Origin of the sequence: Kitasatospora sp. NPDC059646, from assembly GCF_042734615.1 — a bacterium.
Classification (GTDB): domain Bacteria; phylum Actinomycetota; class Actinomycetes; order Streptomycetales; family Streptomycetaceae; genus Kitasatospora.
Map to the genome: position 1 here is coordinate 25,592 of NZ_JBHWDS010000005.1, position 14,019 is coordinate 39,610.

Sequence of the window (14,019 nt, forward strand, 5' to 3'; positions counted from 1 at the left end):
TCAGCCGGCGACCGGAGCCTGCTCCAGGACCGCGACCGGTCCGGCCGCGACCGGTCCGGCCGGTGCCGGACCTGCCGCCCGGCGCCGCAGGACGGCGGCTCCGCCCACCGTCCCGCCGACCACCAGTCCGCCGGAGAGCAGGGCGCCCCGCGCACCCAGCGCCTGGATGGACCCGCCGAGCACGAGCGGTCCGGCGAGGCCCCAGACGGTGCTGATGCTGCGCCAGGCGCCCAGGACCCGGCCGCGCAGCGGCGCCGGCGGGTCGGTCTGCAGGATCGTCGAGACGGCGGTGTCGCTCAGCGACTCCAGCACGGCCATCGGGACGACCAGCAGGGCGAGGAACAGGAGGGTGGGCGAGAGCGCGGCGAAGCACTGGAGCACGCCGCCGGCGGCCGTCAGGACGGCCACCAGCCGGACGGACGGGCTGCGCAGCCGTCCGGCCAGCACCGCACCGGTGATCCCGCCGGCTGCCAGGACGGTGGCGATCACCCCGAATTCCTGCGCGCCGCCGTGCAGGGCGCCGCTGACCAGTGCGGCGAGCGTCAGGCCGTAGTTGCGGCCCAGCATCGAGCCCAGGCCGGTCAGGCACGCCAGTGCGACCAGGCGGCGCCGGCTGCAGAAGAAGGCGACGCCGTCCCGGACGCCCTGCCGGGCGGCCGGCGGCCGGGCCGGGTCGGCCGCGACCGCGCCCGCGGCCGGCCGCAGGAAGGGGATGACCGCCGCCACGAGGACGAAGGAGACGCCGTTGACGACGTACGCGCTCGCCATTCCGAACAGGGCCACGACGACGCCGGCCGACGCGGTGCCGGCCAGCCTTCCGACGCTGTGCACCACCGAGCCGACCGAGATCGCCGAGGGGACGTCCTCCGGCGGCACGAGGTCGTTGCCGAGGAGGGCGCAGGCCGGCCCTTCGACCGTGGCGATCAGCCCGGTGAGGACGGCCAGCACCATCAGGGCGGGGACGCTCAGTGCCCCGACAGCCACCAGGGCCGCCGTGGCGAAGGCGATCACGGCCAGCACCGCCTGGCTGGCGGTGGCCGTGAGTTTGAGCGGCCAGCGGTCGACCGCGGCCCCGCCGACGAGTCCGAGCAGCAGGCCGGGGGCGACCTGCAGGGCGAGCGAGAGTCCGGTGACGGCGGCCGACCCGGTCAGCTGGAGCACCAGGAGGTTCTGGACGGTCAGCTGCATCCACGCGCCGGCGTTCGAGACCAGGTTGGCCAGCGACCACCAGCGCATGCTGCGGTGGCGCAGGGCGCGCCACGGGGCGCGCGAGCCGGGCGGGACGGTCGGGGGGACGGCAGGACGGTCCGGGCCGCTGCGTTGGGCGGGGAGGAGGACGTTCGGGGTCGCCGGGGACGCCTTGGTGGTGGGCAGCACGTCTCACATCTGGATCAGGTGGGCACAGGGAGGGCTCCGGACGGACGACCGTCGTACGGGAGCGGGCGGCTCGGACGTGGAGCGGCCCCGTCCATCCTGACCGGTCGCTGCGGGTGGTCGGGAGGTCGATCGCGTCACACCCCCGCACGGAGGACGCCTGCACCCGCCTGACCAGCGGCGTTGTCCGCCTGGTGGGGTCTGTCACACGGTGTCGGCCGTCGTTCCGGCCCGGAGGGGGGTGACGCTCCGCGACCGGTTCGGTGCGGTCGGCCCCCCGTGCGGAGGCCGGGGTGCGGTCCGCGAGCGGGTCGGGAACGCTGGTGGGAGGAGTGGACGGCGGTCCTTTCCGGACCCGGTCGCGCGGACGGTGCAGGCGGACCGGTCACCGTCCGCCCTTTCGACCCGGCCTTCCTTTCCCACCTCCCGGAAGGAGGACGGCCGATGGAACAGGCTGGACGCATGGAGGGACTGTCCGCCCGCCTGCCCGTGGCGGGCGTGCCCGAGGGGGTGCGGGAAGCCGTGGTGGTGGCCGCCCCGCTCGACGGCGCCGTCGTCGGCTTCGGCGGGTGCATGGCGATGCTGGCGGCGTCCGGGGCCCGGCTGCGGGTCGTGCTGCCCGGCGCCGGACCGGGTTTCCACGGGGCGGTGCCCCGCGAGGTGCTGGCCTTCCTCGGCGCTCCGGGGGCGGAGCTGGAATGGCTGGAGGAGCCGGGCTGCGACGAGGCCGTCCGCCGCCTCTCGCTGCTGGTGAACGGCGCCGACCTGTGCGCCGCCCCCTGGTGCGGGGACCGCGGGACGGCCGTCGGGTCGGCGCGGTGGGCGGCGCTGATGGCGTGTTCCCTGCGGTTGAGGCCGCCGCTGGTGGAGTACTGGGTGCCCGGCCACTGCGCGGCGCCGCACGGCTGCGGGGAGCCCTGGCCGCGCGCCTCACGGGTGGCGCTGCCGCCCGGGGCGGAGCGCCTCAAGCGCCGGGCCCTGGACGCCGGCCGGTTCGCGGATCCCGGCCCCGGCCGCACCGGTGGGGCGTCGCCCGCCGAGCGGTTGGGCTCGCGCGAGATCCTGTTCGTCTGAGCGGGCCGTGGGCGGGGCGCGGGCTCATCCGACGTAGCGGCGGGCGGTCGACGACCGCTGGGGAGCCTCCAGCAGCCGCAGGTCGCGCTCGACCCGGGCCGGCAGCCGCCGGCGCTCGCGCAGCACCCAGGGCAGGCCGGCGGCGGCTTCCGCGAACGCACGCACCGAGACGGCGTCGCGGGGGACGGTGCGCAGCAGGTGGGCGGTGCGGCGCACGACGGTGGCGGGACGGCGCCGGAGCCAGGTCGTCCACAGGGTGTTCCGGATCCCGTGGCGGCGGCGCAGCGTCGGGTCGCGCAGCGGGGACGGCCGGTGGTGGACGGTGAGGTCGGCGGCGTAGACGAGCCACCAGCCGTCCGAGGCGAGGTCGTGGGCGAGGAGTTCCTCCTCGCCGCCCAGCCACAGCCGCGGTGAGAAGCCGCCGGCGGCCCGGAACGCGGAGAGCCTGACGACCGTGGCTCCGGCGAGGAACGAGCCGAGGGCGGGACCGGGCAGGCCCGGCGGGGCGGGAAGCGGGGAGTCGCGCAGTTCGGCCACGATGGGGTCGTCCGTCGGTGGCCGGTCCGGTGCGGCCGGGTCCTCGACCACGATCCGGGCGGTGACGGTGGCGACGTTCGGGTGGGCGTCCAGCAGGTCGGCGGCGGCGCGCAGCGAGCCGGGCTCCCACCAGGTGTCGTCGTCGCTGAACGCCAGGTAGGGGCAGTCCAGTTCGCGGGCCGCGAGGTTGCGGCCGCAGGCGCCGAGGTTGCGGCCGGGGGTGAGCAGCCGGACCTCGGGATACCGCTGTCGGACGGCTGCCGCGGTGCCGTCGGCGGACGCGTTGTCCACGACGAGGACGGGGGGCCGCTCGGGCAGGCGGGTGAGCCGGGCGAGGGTGTGGAGCAGCTCGTCGCGGCGGTTGTGCGTGATGACGGCGACGGCGAGGCGCTGATCGGTCATCGCGCCTCCCCGTCGACGGCCCCGGCCTGTTCCAGGCGGGCCACCGACCGCTCCACCTCCGGCGGGAGCGGCCGGCGCAGCGCCAGCGCGGCGGGGAGCCTGGGCACGGCGCCGGCCAGTGCCCGGGCGGCCTGCGGGTTCCCGGCGGCCTCCCGCACCAGGCCGGCGCTCTGCCGGGCGACCTGGGGCCACGGCCGGCGCAGCCAGCAGGTGAGCAGTTCGTTGCGGCGCAGGCGCGCGAGCCTGCCGGGCCGGGGTCCGGGGTCCGGGTGGTGGTGGGCGACGACCTGGGGGCAGTGGGCGACGCCCCAGCCCGCCGCGGTCAGGTCGAGCGCCAGCAGCGCCTCCTCCCCGCCGAAGTGCAGCAGCGGGTGGAAACCTCCCACTTCGAGGAACGCGCTCCGTCGGACGATGCTCGCGCAGGCGAGGAAGCCCAGCACGGAGGGCCCCGGCAGGTCGGGTGCCACACCGAGCGGGGAGGCCGCGAGCCGGTCGTCGATGGGGTCGGCGCGGCCGCCGGGCCCGACCCGGGTGGCGGCCGCGAGCAGACCGAGCCGCCGGTGCCGGTCGAACAGGCCGGCCGCGAGGGACAGCGCCCCGGGCCGCCACCACGAGTCGTCGTCGCTGAAGGCGACGTAGGGGGTGCCGAGCTGCTCCACGCCGAGGTTCCGGGCCACCGCGCCCCGGTTGCGGCGCAGGACGCGCACGGCCACGGCGGGGTGGCGGTCCCGGACGGCCGCCGCGGTCCCGTCGGCGGAGGCGTTGTCCAGGACGAGGACGGGCGGGGCCTCGGGCAGGCTGCGGAGCCGGTCGAGGGTGTGCAGCAGGCGCTCCCGGCGGTTGCGCGTGATGACGACGACGCCGATCGGGGGTACCGGGGCGGCGGGCGGGCTCTGCATCGCGGCCATCACGTCCTCTCTGCGCGCAGGCGTGGAAGGGCTTGCAGTTCGGACAGCACGTCGTCCGGGTCGATGCGCAGCAGTCGCGGGTCCGGGTCCGCGCCGTGGGCGTCGCCGGGCCGGTCGCCGTCGAGGGGGCCGGGCCGCCACAGGATCCGGTGGCGGGCGTCGGCGGGCGGCCCCCACAGGCGGGGCGACACCGGGCCGAACAGGGTGACCGAGGGTGTGCCGAGGGCCGTGGCGAGGTGGGACAGGCCGGTGTCCCCGGCGACCACGGCGCCCGCCTCGGCGACCAGCGCCGCCAGGGTCTCGAACGGCACGTCGGCGGTCCCGCCGAGGACCGACCCCGGGGGCAGGCCGGCGCGGGCGGCCACCTCGCCGGCGAGTCCCGCCTCGCCCGCGCCGGCGGTGACGACCACCGGCCGGCCGGAGCGGTGCAGTTCGCGCGCCACCGCGGCGAAGCGGGCGGCCGGCCAGCGGCGCGCTCCCGCGTCGGCGCCCGGGTGCAGCACCACGGCTCCGGGCGCGGGGGAGCGGACCGCGGGGCGCCGGATCAGCAGGTCGGCCGGGTCAGCGGGGATGCCGTGGCAGTGCAGGAGGCGGCACCAGCGGTCCCGTTCGTGCTCGTCCGGCCGCCACCTGGTGCCGCCGGCCCCCGCTGCCGCGTAGCCGATGAGCCGACGGGGCTCCAGGGCCCGCAGGGGCCGCAGGCTCTCCTCGCCGCAGCCGTGCAGGTCGACCGCCAGCGCCGGCGCGGGCCCGTCCCAGCGCAGTTCGCCCGGCACCTGGCGGCCGGGCGCGTCGGTGGCCAGCAGCCGGTCGACGCAGCCGGTGGCGGCCACCGCCCGGGCCAGCCGGCCGGGCGCGGCCAGGACCAGCTGGTGGCCGGGGTGGTGGCGGCGCAGGGCCCGCAGGGCCGGGACGCCGGTGAGCAGGTCGCCGAGGCCCAGCGCACGCAGCACGAGCAGCCGCGGCCGGCCGTCCGCCGTGCTCACGCGCCCGCTCCCGCGGACGCCGGCCCGCTCCGGCCGGAGCCGGCGGCGGCGGCCCGTTCGGCCAGGGCGGTCGTGGACCTGCCGCTCAGGTAGGGCAGGACGAGCGCGTGGCCGCCCCACTCGGCCAGCACCTCGGCCTCCGGGAGGGCCTCCACCGTGTAGTCGCCGCCCTTCACCCAGACGTCGGGTCGCAGCTCGCGCAGGACGGCGTGCGGCGTGTCCTCCTCGAAGACGGCGACGGCGTCGACGCAGCCCAGCCCCGCCAGCACGCTGGCCCGGTCCGCGACCGGGGTGAGGGGCCGTCCGGGGCCCTTGAGGCGTCGGACGGAGTCGTCGGAGTTCAGGCAGACCACGAGGCAGTCGCCCAGCCGGGCCGCCGACTCCAGCAGGCCGACGTGTCCGGCGTGCAGCAGGTCGAAGCAGCCGCCGGTCGCCACCACCGTCCCGCCGCGCGCGCGGACGGCGGCCGCCAGTTCCGCTGCCCGCACCGGCAGCGGGGCCGCGGGCCGACCGGCCGGTGGTGGCAGGGCGAGCCCGCCGGCGCCGCCCGAGGCGACGAAGTCCGCGGCGGCCACCACCCCGCAGTGCACCGCCTCCTCGGTGATCGCGCCGCGGGCCAGGGCCACCGCGGCGGACGCCGCGAAGCAGTCGCCGGCGCCGCAGGGGTCGCCGCCGGCTTCGTGGGGCGCGGGAAGCAGGATCGGGCTGTCGGTGCCGCGGCTGAGCAGGGCCCCGCGCGGGCCGAGGGTGACCGCCACCGCCGCGGCCCGCCAGTGGCGGGCCAGGAGCGCGGCCCGCCGGGTGTGGTCGGCGAGGCCGTCCCCGGCGGCGGACCGGGCGTCGAGGGCCGCGGCCGTGGACCGCGCCTCGGCCGCGTTGGGCGTCACCAGCCGTGCGCCCGGGACGGGCGGGCCGCCGCGCGGGTGCGGGTCCCACACCACCGGACAGCGGCGGGTGGCCGGGGTGAGCAGCGGCGTCAGCACCTCCGCCACGCCCCGCCCGTAGTCGGACACCAGGACGGCCCCGGCGGAGCCGAGGATCCGGCGGGCGGCGCCGTTCGCCGGGCCGGGGCGTCCCCCGCCGCGGTCGATCCGGAGGAGGGGCCGTTCGTCCACCCGGATCCGGGTCTTGACCGGGATGTCGCCGTCCAGCGGGAGCTCGGCCAGCTCGACGCGGCCCGCCAGGGCGCGCCGCAACCGGTTCGAGGCCTCGCCCCGGCCCAGCGCCGTGAGCAGCACCACCCGCTGTCCGGTGCGCGCGGCCAGGACGGCGGCGAGGGCCGCGCCCCCGGGCCGGCTGCGCTCGGACTCGACGTCGACCACCGGGACGGGCGCGTCGGGGGCGAGCCGGGTGGCCGCGCCGTCCACGTCGACGTCGAGCAGGCTGTCGCCGACCACCACGAGCGGCCCGTTCACGCGACCTCACCCGCCGGGCGGACGTCGTCGGCCTTGGCGCGCCCGCCGGTGCGGCGGGCCAGCGCCGCGTCGAACGCCTCGCAGATCAGGTGGAGGGCCATCAGGTGGACCTCCTGGACGGTGGCGGTGGTCCCGGAGGCGACGCAGAGGGCCTCGTCGGCCCGGGCCGCCAGCGGGTTGGGGGCCGGGCCGGTCATCGCCCACACCCCGAGACCCGCCCGCCGGGCGGCGTCGGCGGCGCCGAGCAGGTTGTCGCTCCGTCCGGAGGTCGACATCAGGATCAGGACGTCGCCGGGTCGCCCGTGCGCGGTCACCTGGCGGGCGTACACCTCGTCGAAGCCGTAGTCGTTGCCGACCGCGGTCAGCGTGGACGTCTCGGCGTGCAGGGCGAGCGCGGAGAAGGGGGGCCGCTCGTCGCGGTAGCGGCCGACGAGTTCGGCGGTGAGGTGCTGGGCCTGCGCGGCACTGCCGCCGTTGCCGGCGACGAGCAGGCGCCCGCCGGCCGGCAGCAGGCCGGCCAGTGCCTGGCCCCAGCTGGTGAGCAGCGGCAGCTGTCCGCCGCGCAGGGCCCGCACGGCGTCCTCCAGCGCGGTGCAGTGCCGGGCGGCCTCGGCGAGGTCGTGCGCCGACTCGTGGAAGTGAGCGCTCATCACAGTCCTCCCGACGGTGCTCCGGTCCGGGCCCGCGGTTCGCGGGCCGCGGGGCGGGGGCGCACCGCCTCCTGGTAGATCTTCTCGGTGTTCGCCGCGACCCGGCCCCAGCTGTAGAAGGCGAGGACCCGACGGCGCCCGGCGGCCCCGAAGGCGCGGCGCAGCCGCTGGTCGCCGAGCAGCCTGGCGGCCGCCGCGGCCAGCGCCGCTCCGGAGCCGGCCGGCACCAGCAGGCCCGTCCGGCCGTCGGCGACGGTGTCGAGGTGCCCGCCGACCGCGGTGGCGACCACCGGCACGCCGCACGCCATCGCCTCCAGCGGGACGATGCCGAAGGGCTCGTAGTGCGCGGGGCAGAGGACGAGGTCGGCGCTGCGCAGCAGGGCCGGCATCCGGGTGCTGGGCACGCCGCCGAGCAGGACCAGCCGGTCGGCCACGCCGTGGTCGGCGGCCAGCGCACGCAGTCGCCGGCACTCCGGTTCGTCGTCCAGGCGGTCGGCCGGAGGGCCGCCGGCGAGCAGCAGTTCGGTGTCGGGCAGCCGGGCGAGGGCTTCGAGCGCGGTGGCGCCGCCCTTGCGGGCGACGAGTCGGCCGACCATGAGCAGCCGGTGCGGCGCCGAGCGCGGTGCCGTCTCCCCCACGGGGCTGAACCGGTCCGGGTCGACGCCGCAGGGCACGACCCGGATGCGGTCGGCGGGCACGCCCATCGCGAGGAGTTCGGCCACCTCGTCGCTGCAGGTGGCGATCACGCGTGCGGCCGTGCGGCCGAGGTGCGCCTCCAGCGCGATCCGCCGGGCGGGACTGGTGTCCTCGCGGCCCTGGTGGCGGCGTTTGACGGTGCCCAGGGCGTGATAGGTGTGGGCGACCGGTATGCCCAGGTGCCGGGCTCCGCGCAGGGCGGCCAGTCCCGACATCCAGAAGTGCGAGTGCACGACGTCCGGTCGGCGGCGACTCCAGTACCGGGCCAGGTGGTCGCCGAACTCGTCCATGTACGGCAGGAGTTGGTCCTTGGGGACGGGGCGGGCCGGTCCGGCCGGCACGTGGTGGACCACGACGCCGGGGCGCATCACGACTTCGTCGGCCGGTTCGGGGCGGTCCCGCCGGGTGTGGACGACCACGTGGTGGCCCAAGTCGGCGAGGGCACCGGCGAGTGCGGCGACGTGGACGTTCTGGCCGCCCGCGTCCACCCCGCCGAGCACCGCGAGCGGGCTGGCGTGCTCGGACACCAGGGCGATGGTCAGGGGCCCGTTCACCCGGTCACCTCGTCGATCAGGCGGTCCCAGTCCGCCAGGAACCGCTTCAGTCCGTAGCGGCCGAGCGCCGCCTGGCGGGCGCGGGCCCCGTCCGCCGCGGCGGCCGCGGCGTCCGTGAGGTAGTGGCGGACGGCTTCGGCCAGTTCGTCGAGGTCGTTGGAGACCACGCCCGCGCCGGGCGGGACCGCCCGGGTCACCTCGGTGGTGGCCAGGGCGACCACCGGCATGCCGAGGTGCATGGCCTCCAGCAGGGAGAGGCCGAGCGAGGTCCAGCGCACCGGATGGAGGTAGAGGCGGCGCCGTGCCATCTCGGCGTGCAGCCGGGCCTGGGGGAGGTCGGCGACCCGGCAGCGGTCCTCGGCCAGGCCGAGGTGGGCGGCGAGCCCGGCCGTTCCCATGCCGAACACGTCCAGCGGGCTCTGCCGGGCGAAGAACGGCAGGAGGTCGGTGCCGGTGGTGCGTCCGCGGCGGACCGGCTCGTTGACCACCACGGCCGTTCTCGCCAGGGCGCCGCCGTACTGGTGGCCGGGGTCGACGATGCCGTGCTCGATCACCCGGGTGCGGGTGTGCCCGCAGTCCCAGAACAGCCGGTTGAACTCGGTGACGTGGACGACGACGAGGTCGTCCCGGTCCGCCGCCCAGTGGCGGGTGTCGGGGACGTCGCCGTGCGGGCTGTTGTGCTCCAGGCAGACGGCGGGCACGTCCCGGCCCGGGCGGCGGCCCAGCCACCGGGCGGCGAGTTCGGCCTCGTGCGGGCGCTGGAGCACCACCAGGTCGATCTCGGCGGACCGCAGCTCCTGCGGGGTCCGTTCGACCACCGTGTCGGGCCAGTCGAAGGTCGCGGCGCGGCCGAGCCCGTCCGGTCCGCGCCCGGGCAGGACGGGCACCGTGTAGGTGTGGGCGCCCTGGACGAACGCGGTCGTCCAGGAGCCGTGCACGTGCCACAGCAGGATGTTCATGAGGTCACCTTTCTGGTGCGCGGCCGGGCGGGCGGGAACGGCCCGTCCGGGCCCGCCGCTCCGCCGGTCAGCCGGTCCACGGCCGCCGCGATCTCGGCGCCGGTCAGGGTGTCCAGGCAGGGATGGCCCTCGACGGGGCAGCGCCTGGCGCGGCTCCCGGCGCACGGCGCGTCCTGCCGGCCGAGCAGCAGGTGCGGCACGCCGAACGGCCGCCAGCGTCCGGCCGGCACGACCGGCGAGAACAGGCTCACCACCGGGGTGCCGACGGCGGCGGCCAGGTGGGCGGGGCCGGTGTTGCCCGCGACCACGGCGTCGGCCGCGGCCAGCACCCCCGAGAGGGCCCTGAGGTCGGTGCGCCCGCCGAGGTCCAGGGCGTGCGCCCCCGCGACCTCGGCGGTGAGTTCCTTCTCCGCCGGGCCCCCGGTGACCACCACCCGCCGTCCGGACCCCGCCAGCGCGCGCACGGCCGCCGCGAGCACCGCGGGGCCGGCGGCGCGGGCGGGAACGGCCGCGCCGGGATGGACGACCACGTACGGGTCCGGCCCGGTCAGGTGCCGCAGGTCGGGTGGCGGCAGCACCCGCAGCCGGCCGTCGTCGCCCGGAGGAAGCGGGAAGCCCGCCGCCCGGGCCAGGTCGAGGGCCGCCTCGGCCTCGTGCCGGCCGGGCGCGCGCCGGTGGCGCAGGTCGAGCAGCGAACCCGGGTAGTCCTCGCAGTCGGCGGCGACGGCGGCCACGCCGGCCAGCCGGAGCAGCAGCGCCGTCGGCAGCGGGCTCTGGTGGAAGGAAGTGAGGACCACCGCGCGGTCGAAGCGCTGCCGGGCGAGCTCCGCCACGACGGCCCGGACGCCCTCGGGGTCCAGGGGCGGCGGGTCGAAGCCGACCCAGGGGGCCTCCCAGACGATGGTCCGGTCGACCCCGGGCAGCAGCTCGGCCGCCGCGGCGCCCTGGGGCCCGCAGAGCATCGCCAGGTACGCCGAGGAGGCGGCGACGGCCCGCACGGCGGGCCCGGCGAGCAGGACGTCGCCGGCGCTGTCGAGGCGCACGACGAGGGTCCGCGTCACGAGGCCCGCCCGGCGGGGAGCAGGTGGCCCAGGGCCAGCCGGACGGCCGCGCCGAGGTCTGCGGCGACGGTCCGCGCCGCCGCCGTCTCCTCGGCACGGGTGACCGGGGTGGGCACCAGGACGGGGAACGCCCCGGCGGCCTCGGCCGCAGCGCCGTCGGACCCGATGTCCCCGATGACGACCGCCCGCCGGGGCGGCACCCCCAGCACCCGGCAGGCGGCCAGCACCAGCCCGGGAGCCGGCTTGCGGCAGGGGCAGCCGTCCTCCGGCCCGTGCGGGCAGACGGCCCAGACGTCGATCGGGCCGACCAGCGCCTCGATGCGCCGGTTCACCGCGTCGACCTGCCCCCGGGTGAGCAGCCCGCGCGCCACCCCGGACTGGTTGCTCACGACGCCCACCCGGACGCCGGCCGACCGCAGGGCGGCGACGGCGGCAGCCGCGCCGGCCACCGGGCGCACGGCGGCGGGATCACCGTTGTACGGCACGTCGTGGACGAGCGTGCCGTCGCGGTCGAACAGCACGGCCGCGCCCGGCGGGGCCGCCCGGCCCGCGGGCCCGCTCGCGCGGATCCACGGCAGCGGGCCGCCCGCGGCCGTGCGCCCGGGTGCGGTGGAGTCGGTGGGAAGGGCCATGGTGGGTGCTCCTCGGCTGCCGCCCCGGCGGGGCTCAGCGGTGGGCCGGAACCGGTCGGCCGTCGTCGGTCGGGGACTGGCTGCCGTCCTGCGCGGGCCGCCAGGGCGCGGCCCGGCGGTGCCGCAGGAGTCCCGCGGCCCAGTGGTAGCCGGCGGCGGGAGGGATCACGGCGCTGGTGAGCAGCATGGTCCGGACTTCGCCCGCGAGCCGCGGCCCGGGCGCGATCCGGGCCAGGGCGAACTCCCCGCTGCCCGCCAGCCAGAGCCCCGCCAGTGCCAGAGCGGCGCGGGGGCGGCCGGCCAGTCCGGCGACGACGGCGCCGGCCAGGCAGCCGGTGACGGCCAGGTGCCGGGGCAGCCGGCCGCGTGCCGCCCCCGCCCGGTGCCACCAGTGGCGGCCGTGCAGCCGGTTCATCAGCACGTCGTCCGCGTTGCCGGCCTGCTGGCGCAGCGACACCCAGCGGTCGGCCGGCCGGACGGGGTGCAGGGTCGTGCGCGCGCCCCGGGTGAGCTGCCAGCCGGCGTCCAGGACGCGCAGCGCCAGATCGGCGTCCTCCCGGAACGCCCGCCGGAAGCGCTCGTCGAAGCCGCCGACCTGCTCCAGGGCGGCGCGGCGGTACGCCATGTCCGCCGTGATCCACCACGCCGTGGCCAGCCCGGCCGTGGACCGCTCCCAGTCGGTCGGCCGCCGGTCGGCGGGCAGCGGCACCACGATGGTGCCCTGGCTGCCGCCCGTGCCCGGTCCGCAGGCCGCGAGGTCGGCGGCCAGGTCGGCGGGCCAGGTCGGCCCGGGCACCGTGTCGTCGTCCAGGAAGGCGACCCATTCCTGTCCGACGCTCCGCCAGCCGGTGTTGCGGGCGGCCGCCGGGCCGTTCCCGCAGCCCGCCAGCACCGTGGTCCGGTCCCGGAGGGACGGCGGGACCGCCACGTCCAGCGGCCCGCAGTCGGTCAGCGGCCGGTCGTCCACCAGGACCACCCGCTCCGGCGCCGGGCCGGCGGCGTCGGCGAGCGCGGCGAGGGTGACGGAGAGGCTGGGCCGGCCGAGCGTGGGGATGACCACCGCGTACGAGGGATCGGTGCCGTTCGTCATGACCGCGCCTCCGACCGGCCCGGCCCGGCGAACAGGCCACCGCGACGGACCACGAACGGGCCGAGCGCGAGCAGGTCGATCGGCGCCGAGCCGAAGCACTCCAGGGCGTCCCGGACGTCGTCCACCATCGGGCGTCCCGCCGTGTTGAGGCTGGTGTTGACGACCACGGGAAGGCCGGTGAGCAGCTCGAACCGCTCCAGCATCCGTGCCGTCAGCGGGTCGTCCACGGGATCCACGCTCTGGATCCGGGCCGTCCCGTCCACGTGGACCACGGCGGGAATCCGGTCGCGCCACTCGGGGGCGACCTCGTGGACGAACAGCATGTACGGGCTCGGGTGCGGCCCGCTGAAGATCTTCGGCGCCCGGTCGGCGAGGACCATCGGCGCGACGGGACGGAACTGCTCCCGCCCCTTGACGTCGTTCAGCCGTTCGAGGTTCTGGGCCCGGCCCGGGTGGGCGAGCAGGGAACGGTGGCCGAGCGCGCGCGGCCCGAACTCGGAGCGGCCCTGGAACCACGCGACGACGCCGTCCGCGGCCAGCTCCCGGGCCACCTCCGCGGCCACGTCCTCCGCCCGCTCGTAGGGGACGGCGGCGCGGCGCAGCCAGGCCTCCAACTCCTGGTCCGACCAGCCCCGGCCGAGGTCGGCGCCGGGCATCGGTTCCACCTGCTCCCCGGCCGACGCCGCGAGGTGCAGCGCGGCACCCAGCGCGGTGCCCGCGTCCCCCGCCGCCGGCTGCACCCAGACCCGCTCGAACGGGCCCTCGGCGGCGATGCGGGAGTTCGCCACGCAGTTCAGCGCCACCCCGCCCGCCAGCGTCAGCAGGCGGTCGTGGGTGCGCCCGTGCAGCCAGCGCGCCAGGTCCAGCAGGACCTCTTCGAGCACCCGCTGCGCGGAACACGCGAGGTCGGCGTGGGCGGGGGTCCACTCCTGGCCGGGCCGCAGCGCCGGTGCGAACTCGGACCACGGCACGCCGGCGGCGTGGAAGCCGCCGTCGCCGGTGGAGTACACGTACCGGCGGAGTTCCGCCGCCGACGTCGGCGACCCGTAGGAGGCCATCGCCATCACCTTGTACTCGTCCGAGGACCGCAGGAACCCCAGGTGCTGGGTCAGCTCCTCGTACACCAGGCCCATCGAGTGCGGGAGGTCCTGGGCCGCGAGCTGCTCCAGCCGCGGACCGACCCGGCGGGCGGCCAGGTGCGACGCCGACTCGCCCCGGCCGTCGAGCACCAGCACCGAGGAGGGGGTGCTCTCCCCGTCGGCCGCGAAAGCGGCGGACGCGGCGTGCGCGACGTGGTGCGGGACGAACCTGACCTTGGCGGGATCCAGCCCGGGCAGCACCTCGGCGAGGAAGTTCGGGGCCTGCCTGGCGTAGGTCAGCCGCAGGTGGTCCCAGGGATCGTCGAGGCCCAGCTGCTCGGCGGGCCGGGCGAGCGCCGGGTCGAAGGAGTAGCCCACCAGGTCGAGGTCCCGGGGCCGGACGCCCGCGTGCTCCAGGCACCAGCGGGCGGCCCGGTCGGGCAGCTCCCACGCGGAGAACGGCAGCGGGCGCTTGCCGTGTTTGCGGCGGCTGAAACGCTCCTCCTCCGCCGCGGCCACCGTCCGCCCGTCGATGACGAGGGCGGCGGCAGGGTCGTGGAAGAGGGCGTTGATGCCGAGGATGCGCATGGTGACGGCCTTCC

13 protein-coding genes are annotated in these 14,019 nt (G+C 77.8%); 1 reads left to right on the forward strand and 12 read right to left on the reverse strand.

Annotated elements, in window-relative coordinates:
• Complete coding sequence (locus ACFV1L_RS04700) at window positions 1-1,377, reverse strand: MFS transporter (RefSeq protein WP_380362857.1); 1,377 nt, start codon at window positions 1,375-1,377, stop codon at window positions 1-3.
• A gap of 441 nt (window positions 1,378-1,818) precedes the next feature.
• Here ACFV1L_RS04700 and ACFV1L_RS04705 point away from each other — a divergent pair, with 441 nt between their 5' ends.
• Window positions 1,819-2,448, forward strand: a complete 630-nt coding sequence (locus ACFV1L_RS04705) for a hypothetical protein (protein WP_380362859.1) — start codon at window positions 1,819-1,821, stop codon at window positions 2,446-2,448.
• A 24-nt stretch (window positions 2,449-2,472) separates the two neighbouring features.
• Here the strand turns inward: ACFV1L_RS04705 and ACFV1L_RS04710 are convergent, their stop codons facing one another.
• The 11 genes from ACFV1L_RS04710 to ACFV1L_RS04760 are packed head-to-tail and all read right to left on the reverse strand — an operon-like array spanning window position 2,473 to window position 14,005.
• Window positions 2,473-3,387 carry a glycosyltransferase family 2 protein gene (locus ACFV1L_RS04710; RefSeq protein WP_380362861.1) on the reverse strand — a complete coding sequence of 305 codons (915 nt, stop codon included), beginning with the start codon at window positions 3,385-3,387 and terminating at the stop codon, window positions 2,473-2,475.
• A complete protein-coding gene (locus ACFV1L_RS04715) occupies window positions 3,384-4,286 on the reverse strand; it encodes a glycosyltransferase family 2 protein (RefSeq protein WP_380363131.1) in 903 nt (300 codons plus the stop codon). The genes ACFV1L_RS04710 and ACFV1L_RS04715 overlap by 4 nt, the downstream gene beginning before the upstream one ends.
• Before the next feature lie 8 nt (window positions 4,287-4,294).
• Complete coding sequence (locus ACFV1L_RS04720; protein ID WP_380362863.1) at window positions 4,295-5,281, reverse strand: glycosyltransferase family 9 protein; 987 nt, start codon at window positions 5,279-5,281, stop codon at window positions 4,295-4,297.
• A complete protein-coding gene (gene rfaE2, locus ACFV1L_RS04725; protein WP_380362865.1) occupies window positions 5,278-6,696 on the reverse strand; it encodes a D-glycero-beta-D-manno-heptose 1-phosphate adenylyltransferase in 1,419 nt (472 codons plus the stop codon). Before rfaE2 ends, ACFV1L_RS04720 begins: the two co-directional genes overlap by 4 nt.
• Window positions 6,693-7,346, reverse strand: a complete 654-nt coding sequence (locus ACFV1L_RS04730) for an SIS domain-containing protein (protein ID WP_380362867.1) — start codon at window positions 7,344-7,346, stop codon at window positions 6,693-6,695. Before ACFV1L_RS04730 ends, rfaE2 begins: the two co-directional genes overlap by 4 nt.
• The gene (locus tag ACFV1L_RS04735; protein ID WP_380362869.1) at window positions 7,346-8,596 is read right to left on the reverse strand and encodes a glycosyltransferase; all 1,251 of its coding nucleotides are present in this window, start codon (window positions 8,594-8,596) and stop codon (window positions 7,346-7,348) included. Before ACFV1L_RS04735 ends, ACFV1L_RS04730 begins: the two co-directional genes overlap by 1 nt.
• Window positions 8,593-9,555 (reverse strand): glycosyltransferase, encoded by a 963-nt coding sequence (locus tag ACFV1L_RS04740; RefSeq protein WP_380362871.1) that lies wholly within the window; start codon window positions 9,553-9,555, stop codon window positions 8,593-8,595. Before ACFV1L_RS04740 ends, ACFV1L_RS04735 begins: the two co-directional genes overlap by 4 nt.
• A complete protein-coding gene (locus tag ACFV1L_RS04745) occupies window positions 9,552-10,616 on the reverse strand; it encodes a glycosyltransferase family 9 protein (protein ID WP_380362873.1) in 1,065 nt (354 codons plus the stop codon). Before ACFV1L_RS04745 ends, ACFV1L_RS04740 begins: the two co-directional genes overlap by 4 nt.
• Window positions 10,613-11,248 carry a D-glycero-alpha-D-manno-heptose-1,7-bisphosphate 7-phosphatase gene (locus ACFV1L_RS04750; RefSeq protein WP_380362875.1) on the reverse strand — a complete coding sequence of 212 codons (636 nt, stop codon included), beginning with the start codon at window positions 11,246-11,248 and terminating at the stop codon, window positions 10,613-10,615. The genes ACFV1L_RS04745 and ACFV1L_RS04750 overlap by 4 nt, the downstream gene beginning before the upstream one ends.
• Window positions 11,249-11,282: 34 nt before the next feature.
• Window positions 11,283-12,338: a glycosyltransferase family 2 protein gene (locus ACFV1L_RS04755; RefSeq protein ID WP_380362877.1), complete on the reverse strand. Its 1,056-nt coding sequence runs from the start codon at window positions 12,336-12,338 to the stop codon at window positions 11,283-11,285.
• On the reverse strand, window positions 12,335-14,005 hold the full coding sequence (locus ACFV1L_RS04760) for a carbamoyltransferase (RefSeq protein WP_380362879.1): 1,671 nt from the start codon (window positions 14,003-14,005) through the stop codon (window positions 12,335-12,337). The genes ACFV1L_RS04755 and ACFV1L_RS04760 overlap by 4 nt, the downstream gene beginning before the upstream one ends.
• Window positions 14,006-14,019: the final 14 nt, after the last annotated feature.